The sequence below is a fragment of the Streptomyces alkaliphilus genome (genome assembly GCF_014141535.1).
In the GTDB taxonomy this organism is placed as follows: Bacteria; Actinomycetota; Actinomycetes; order Streptomycetales; family Streptomycetaceae; genus Streptomyces; species Streptomyces alkaliphilus.
In genome coordinates this window covers 1-3,637 of sequence record NZ_VKHT01000522.1, presented here as the reverse complement: position 1 = coordinate 3,637, position 3,637 = coordinate 1, and the positions used below count along the sequence as shown (strand labels likewise).

Annotated in this window: 4 protein-coding genes; 3 read left to right on the top strand and 1 reads right to left on the bottom strand. The window is 71.6% G+C overall.

All coding sequences use genetic code 11. The annotated features are described in order from the left end of the window. Positions 1 to 49 precede the first annotated feature (49 nt). Both FNQ90_RS16020 and FNQ90_RS16015 read left to right on the top strand, forming a co-directional pair. Positions 50 to 844, top strand: a complete 795-nt coding sequence (locus FNQ90_RS16020; RefSeq protein ID WP_182607010.1) for a S16 family serine protease — start codon at positions 50 to 52, stop codon at positions 842 to 844. 443 nt (positions 845 to 1,287) lie between these two features. After that, positions 1,288 to 1,668, top strand: coding sequence for an alpha-amylase (locus FNQ90_RS16015; RefSeq protein WP_182607009.1), 381 nt, complete (start codon positions 1,288 to 1,290; stop codon positions 1,666 to 1,668). A 98-nt stretch (positions 1,669 to 1,766) separates the two neighbouring features. Here the strand turns inward: FNQ90_RS16015 and hppD are convergent, their stop codons facing one another. Then, a complete protein-coding gene (gene hppD / locus FNQ90_RS16010; protein ID WP_173019485.1) occupies positions 1,767 to 2,846 on the bottom strand; it encodes a 4-hydroxyphenylpyruvate dioxygenase in 1,080 nt (359 codons plus the stop codon). A gap of 271 nt (positions 2,847 to 3,117) precedes the next feature. Here hppD and FNQ90_RS16005 point away from each other — a divergent pair, with 271 nt between their 5' ends. Then, entirely contained in the window at positions 3,118 to 3,630 is a 513-nt protein-coding gene (locus FNQ90_RS16005; protein WP_143617337.1) for an Lrp/AsnC family transcriptional regulator, read from the top strand. The last annotated feature ends 7 nt before the right edge of the window (positions 3,631 to 3,637 follow it).

Here is a 3,637-nt window from a genome sequence, read left to right as displayed (position 1 = left end):
CCCCGCCGCCCCCTCCCGGTTCAGCGCCGGGTCCCGTTCCCGCCGTGCGGTGGTGCTCGCGCTGTGCGCGACGCCCGTGGTGGCCCTGCTGTTGGTGGTGACGCTGCTGCCGTTGCCGTTCGTGGTGGCCTACCCCGGCGCGACGGTGGACGTCCTGGGGGATGTCGAGGGCGAGTCGGTCATCGAGATCTCCGGGACGGAGATCCGGGATCCGGACGGTGAGCTGCGGATGACCACGATCCTGGCGACCCCGCCGGACGCCGATATCCGCCTCTCCGAGGTGGTCTCCGGCTACTTCTCCGACGACCGGGCGGTGATGCCCCGGGACGCGGTCTACCCGCCGGGCCGGAACACCGAGGAGATCCGCGACTACACCACCGGCCAGATGCTCGACTCCCAACGGGCCGCCGTCACGGCGGCGCTGACGCTGGTGGAGGGCCGCACCGGGGCCGGGCCCGACCTCCCCGAGGATCTCGGCGAGTTGGACATCGAGCTGCGTCTGGAGGACGTGGGCGGTCCCAGCGCGGGCCTGCTCTTCGCGCTCGGCGTGGTGGAGCTGCTGGACGGCGACGGCGAGGGCGGGGACCTGACGGGCGGTCGGGTGATCGCCGGGACCGGTGCCATCGCCCCGGACGGGCGGGTCGGTTCGGTCGGCGGCGTCCCGCTGAAGACCCGCGCGGCCGACCGGGACGGGGCGGAGGTCTTCCTGGTGCCCTCGGCGGAGTGCGCCGAGGCGAACCGGTCCGCGCCCGACGGGCTGCGGGTGATTCCGGTGAGCACCCTGACCGACGCCGTGCGCGCGCTGGAGGCACTGGAGAGCGGGGACCCCGTCCCCACCTGCTGATCCCGCCGGCCCGCCGGCCCGCCGGCCCGCCGGCCCGCCGGACCCGGGCTGCCCGGTGCCGTCATCCCGCCGGCCAACTGTCCGAATACCGCCGGGTGCCGGCCGGGGACCGAGCCCGGGCGGCCCGGTGCGTGCTCTGCGGTGAGATTTTCGGACGTAACCCTCCGCTCCCCGGTCGGACGGGGCCACCGGGCGAGCCCGTGTCGAACACCGCAGGTGGGAAGGGGATGCGCCTGCCCGGGGCGCCCCCGGTTGGGCGGCCGGCCCCGGATCGTGACACCTCCCCGTTACCGGGTAAGCGCGTTCCGTTCCGGAAAGTTCTTGCGCAAAACGACTGCAAGAAATTTCGGAAGGTCCATGATGGATCCGGCCGTCACCCGCCGCCCCGACTTCGGGACGGCGGGAGACGGACGGAACCAACCGCACCCATCGAGGGAGTCACCATGCGCACCACGGCGTTCCGCGTTTCCCGTCGCCCGGCGGGCCGGGGCCGGCTTCGTCCCACCGCTCTCCCGATCGCGGTGGTCACGGTGTTCGCGGCGCTCTTCGGAGCCGCCGCCCCGGCCGCCGCGCTCGATCCCGCGCCGGCGTCCGCGCCCGGGCAGACGGTTCCGACGACCGCCCCCGGGTGCGTCCATCTGTACGCCGGTCTGCGCTACACCCACCTCCACAGCGAGTGCGAGGAGGAGCACCTGCTGCGCGTCCGCTACACCTTCGGCGAGGTGAGCGACTGCCGGCTCGTCGTTCCCGGCGGCTGGCACACCTTCCGGGGATACGGCTTCGACGGGGACCACCCGGTGGCCGTGGAGCCCTGCGCCGACTGACCCGGTCCGGGTCCTCACGGGAACCCCGGAGGTTCTCCCCGAAAACCGGCCGCCCCCGCGAGTGCAGGTCGCGGGGGCGGCTCGAGGGGGTGGTACTCCTACAGATTCCCCCGCTTCGCCTGTTCACGCTCGATGGCCTCGAAGAGTGCCTTGAAATTTCCCTTCCCGAAGCCCATCGAGCCATGACGCTCGATCATCTCGAAGAAAACCGTGGGCCGGTCCTGCACCGGCTTGGTGAAGATCTGCAGCAGGTAGCCGTCCTCGTCCCGGTCGGCGAGGATCTTCAGCTCGCGCAGCTCGTCCAGCGGGACCCGGGTGTCACCCACCCACTCGCCGAGGGTGTCGTAGTACGAGTCCGGCACGTCCAGGAACTCCACGCCCGCCGCCCGCATCGAGCGGACGGTGTGGACGATGTCGTTGGTGGCCAGCGCCACGTGCTGCACGCCGGGGCCGCCGTAGAACTCCAGGTACTCGTCGATCTGCGACTTCTTCTTCGCGATCGCCGGTTCGTTGATCGGGAACTTCACCTTGCGCGTGCCGTTGGCGACCACCTTCGACATCAGGGCGGAGTACTCGGTGGCGATGTCGTCGCCCACGAACTCCTTCATGTTGGTGAAGCCCATCACCCGCCGGTAGAACTCCACCCACTCGTTCATCCGGCCCAGCTCGACGTTGCCCACGCAGTGGTCCACCGCCTGGAAGAAACGGCGCTCCGCCGGCTCGACGATCGGATCGACCGCCGTGTAACCGGGCAGATGGGCGCCCTTGTACCCGGAGCGGTCCACCAGCGTGTGCCGGGTCTCGCCGTAGGTGGCGATGGAGGCCAGCACCACCGTGCCGTCGTCGTCGCTCACCTCGTGCGGCTCGACCAACCCCTTGGCACCGCGCGCCAGGGCCCCCTCGTAGGCGGCGCGCACGTCCGGGACCTCCAGGGAGAGGTCGATGACGCCGTCCCCGTGTTCCGCCACGTGCCGGGCCAGGAATCGGCCGTGGTCGGTGGTCGGCTTGATGACCGAGGTGAGGACGAACCGGGCGCCCCCGGACTCCAGGACGTAGGAGGCCGTCTCGCGGTTGCCGTTCTCCGGCCCCGAGTAGGCGACCCGGCGCATGCCGAAGGCGGTGGAGTAGTAGTGGGCGGCCTGTTTGGCGTTGCCCACCGCGAAGACGATGGCGTCCATGCCGTGCACGGGGAACAGGTCCTCGGACGTCCCCGGCGCCTGCGGGGTCGCCGTGGCGGTGGTGGGAACCGGGCTCGTGGTGGTCGCCACCGGGGTCTCCGGCGACGACAGCGGGTTCTCGCGCGTGGTGTCCGTCATGGGCCAAGGGTCCCGATGGCCGTCAGGGTGTGCAAGAGTTCGCGTTCCGGCTGGACAATCCGGCCGGCGGAGCCCGGTGAACACCGGGCGTTGTGGACAGTGTGTTCAGTGCGGAGTTCAGCGTGGGGGAGCCATGAGGGAGTGGAGCATCGACCGGCTCGACGGTCGGCTGCTGGAACTGCTCGACCGCGAGCCCCGGATCGGGGTGCTGGAGGCGTCGCGCCGGCTCGGGGTCGCCCGCGGTACCGTCCAGGCACGCCTGGATCGGCTGCGGGCCGCCGGCGTCATCCGCGGCCTGGGACCGGACGTGGACCCGGCGGCGATCGGTTACCCGGTGACCGCCTTCGCCACCCTGGAGATCCGACAGGGTCAGGGGCTCCGGGTCCGGGACCACCTGCGGGCCGTGCCGGAGGTGCTGGAGTTGCACACCATCACCGGAGAGGGGGACATGCTCTGCCGGCTGGTGGCCCGGTCCACGGCCGACCTGCAACGGGTGATCGACCGGGTGGTCGGCTTCGAGGGCATCCTGCGCTCCTCCACCGCCATAGTGATGGAGAACCCGGTGCCGCTGCGGGTGATGCCGTTGGTGCGCCGGGCCTCCGGGCTCGACGAAGGGGACCCGGGGGACTTCGGGGAACCGGGATGAGCGGGGG